The organism is Bifidobacterium amazonense (assembly GCF_018555435.2).
Taxonomy (GTDB): domain Bacteria; phylum Actinomycetota; class Actinomycetes; order Actinomycetales; family Bifidobacteriaceae; genus Bifidobacterium; species Bifidobacterium amazonense.
The window spans coordinates 1-2,516 of the sequence record NZ_JAFEJT020000116.1; the positions used below are offsets into that span (position 1 = coordinate 1).

3 protein-coding genes are annotated in these 2,516 nt (G+C 65.2%); all 3 read left to right on the forward strand.

The window, feature by feature from the left end; genetic code table 11:
- Positions 1 to 1,014, forward strand: a complete 1,014-nt coding sequence (locus JS533_RS13505) for a DnaJ C-terminal domain-containing protein (protein ID WP_241515329.1) — start codon at positions 1 to 3, stop codon at positions 1,012 to 1,014.
- An 84-nt stretch (positions 1,015 to 1,098) separates the two neighbouring features.
- Positions 1,099 to 1,659, forward strand: a complete 561-nt coding sequence (locus tag JS533_RS13510) for a heat shock protein transcriptional repressor HspR (RefSeq protein ID WP_241515330.1) — start codon at positions 1,099 to 1,101, stop codon at positions 1,657 to 1,659.
- Positions 1,660 to 1,869: 210 nt separating this feature from the next.
- A partial coding sequence (locus tag JS533_RS13515) for an HAD family hydrolase (RefSeq protein ID WP_241515332.1) occupies positions 1,870 to 2,516 on the forward strand: 647 nt, incomplete at its 3' end.

A 2,516-nucleotide genomic window follows, 5' to 3' on the forward strand; every position in this document is an offset into this window, starting at 1 on the left:
ATGGCTGAGAATGAATGGCTGAGCAAAGACTTCTACAAAGTCCTTGGTGTCTCCAAGGACGCCAGCGACGCAGACATCACCAAGGCCTACCGCAAGCTGGCCCGCAAATACCACCCCGATCTGAACAAGACCAAGGAGGCCGAGGAGAAGTTCAAGGACATCTCCGAAGCCTACGACGTGCTCAACAACAAGGAGACCCGCCAGAAGTACGACGCGATCCGCCAGTTCGGCATGGGCGGCGCGCGCTTCGCCGGCGGCTCGGGCAGTGGCGGCTTCGACGCGTCCGGCTTCTCCGACGTGTTCGGCTCGATGTTCGGCAACGGCGGCAACGGCAACATCCGTTTCAGCACGAACGGCGGCGGTCCGACCAATCTCAACGACATCTTCTCCATGTTCGGCGGCGCGGCGGGCGCCGGCGCGGGCCGCGGCTACGCGCAGGGCAATCCGTACGCCGAATATCAGGCGGCTCCGGAGCCGGAGAACGGCGACGACCGCACGTCGAAGATCCGTCTGACGTTCCGCCAGGCCGTCAAGGGCGCCACCGTGTCGCTGAGCGTCGACGGCAAGAAGTTCAAGACGCATATCCCGGCCGGCGTCAGGGACGGCCAGAAGATCCGTCTCGGCGGCAAGGGCAAGCCGGGCCGCAACGGCGGCAAGCCGGGCGACCTGTACCTGCACGTGAGCGTCACGGAGGATCCGAAGTTCACGATGAGCGGCCACGATCTGCTCGTGGACCTGCCCGTGACGGTCGGCGAGGCCGTGGCCGGCGCGAAGGTCGAGATGAAGGACATCGACGGCGAGCCGGTCACGTTCAAGGTGCCGGCGGGTTCGTCGAGCGGCACGGAAGTGCATGTCGCCGGCAAGGGCGTGAAGAACGGCAACGCGTTCGGCGATCTGATCGGCCGCGTGCAGATTCACGTGCCGGCCAAGCCCGGTCTGGGCCTGAAGCACGCTGCGAAGGAATTCGACAAGGCGTCGGGTGACTTCGCTGAGGAGCTGGCTGCGCAGCGGTGACGCCACTGTCACGTAGGGCGTCTCCGTTGTGCGTACACGTAGGTGAGAATTCAACCGAAACTCAACCGATAGGAGATGAGTGCTATGGCAAGGATCGCGCAGGAAGTCAAGCGCGCGTATGCCGCATGCGCGGCGGCGCTCGTCTCCAATCGGGCCGATCTCGATGCTGTGGATTCGCTGGGATTGAATGTGGAGCTGCCCGTGTTCGCCGTCGGGCAGGCGGCCGAACTCGCGGGCGTCCACCCGCAAACGCTGCGGCAGTACGATCGGCTGGGGTTGGTCGTGCCCAAACGCACGGAAGGCGGTGCCCGTCGCTATACGCTGCGTGACATCGACCGGCTTGCGCAGGCGCAGCGGCTGAGCCAGGACGAGGGCATCAATCTGGCCGGCATCACGCGCATCCTCTCGCTGCAGGAGGAGAACCGCCAGCTGCGCCGGCAGAACAAGCATCTGCGCCGTCGTCTTGAAGGCGACAGCGTGTTCGAGGCCGGCATGGACGGCGAGGTCGTCGAGGTGCGGCAGGCGAAGTCGCGCTTCTACCGCATCTGGCGTCGCGGCAGCGGCAAACCGCTGCAGATCACGGCCGGCCCGGAGACCGACGACACCGACATCGTCCCCTCCGAAATCGTGCTCATCGGCGACTGACCGGTGTCATACGATACCGTTGGCAGGCGGCTTCCCGCAAAGGGAGCCGCCTTTTGTCGTCTTGTGTGATCCTGCCATCCGCGTCGACGAAAACGACATCGCGTGCGGCGCGCTCGTCCGTGAGGTTTGGTGAGATAGAGACGGATATCAAACCGGTTGCCGACGGGCTGGCCGTTGGCCGGGTATCGACGATGGGAAAGGCACGTGACGATGCTGCTCAAAGCTGTGTTCTGGGATATGGACGGTACGCTGATCGACTCCGAACCGTATTGGCATCAGGGCGAGATGGAGATCGCCAAGGCGCACGGCGGCTACTGGGATCTGGACCTGGCATGGGCCGGTTCGGGTACGCCCGTTCCCGCGGTCGCGCAGCGCATGGTCGAGCACGGCTGCCAGCTGTCGGTCGAGGAGATCGGCAAGGGCATGATCGACTACGTCGCGAAGGCCGAGGCCGCGCACATGCCGTGGATCGACGGCGTGACCGACGTGCTCGAATCGCTCGTCGCGGCCGGCATCCCGTCCGTGCTGGTGACCACGTCGCCGCGTCATCTGGCGCAGGGACTGGTCGATCAGGCGCCGAAGGGCGCGTTTGCTGGCTTTATCTGCGGCGACGACGACGTGGAGAAGAAGCCGTCGCCGGAACCGTATCTGGCCGCGGCGAAGCTGCTGGGCATCGGCGCGGATGACATGAAGTACTGCGTGGCGCTCGAGGATTCGATGAGCGGACTCAGGTCGGCGGCCGCGTCCGGTGCGACGCTGATCGCGCAGACCGGATACATCAATACGGACACGTCGAACGGCCCGCAGTTCGCGTCGATCAGCTCGTATGCGGGCGTGACGGCGGACGTGCTCGACGG

Excerpts from the sequence above, each read along its gene's own strand:
- JS533_RS13505 (WP_241515329.1), top strand. The coding sequence starts at position 1 with ATGGCTGAGAATGAATGGCTGAGCAAAGACTTCTACAAAGTCCTTGGT.
- JS533_RS13510 (WP_241515330.1), top strand. The coding sequence starts at position 1,099 with ATGGCAAGGATCGCGCAGGAAGTCAAGCGCGCGTATGCCGCATGCGCG.